Consider the following 315-nt stretch of genomic DNA (forward strand, 5'->3'; position numbering starts at 1 on the left):
TCGATATCAACGGTGTAGTTAGTCCCGCCGACGTTAACGGTCAGGGTGGTGGTGCTACCAGCCTGCGGCGGGTTGCTGAGCTGGAAGTTGAAGGTGAGGTTGGCATCACCTTCTTTCGCGGCCTCGGCAGTGACGGCCACGGTGGTGGTGTCGATCGTGTCTTCGACAGCAACAGTGGTGGTCGCGCCAGTCAGATCCACAGCTTCGAAGTTACCGCCATTGACCGCGGTGACAGTCGCAGTGACTTCACTGCCATCTTTGTAGACATCTTCAACGTTGGTATTCGGAACCAGCAGAGTACCTTTGCCGGAAGCG

Annotated in this window: 1 protein-coding gene; it reads right to left on the reverse strand. The window is 57.1% G+C overall.

Annotation, left to right across the window (positions count from 1 at the left end):
* Window positions 1-315 (reverse strand): immunoglobulin-like domain-containing protein (locus ACQZ2L_RS25120; RefSeq protein ID WP_430328325.1); only part of this gene is annotated, 315 nt, incomplete at both ends.

Source organism: Pseudomonas shirazensis, assembly GCF_050496565.1.
GTDB lineage: Bacteria > Pseudomonadota > Gammaproteobacteria > Pseudomonadales > Pseudomonadaceae > Aquipseudomonas > Aquipseudomonas shirazensis_A.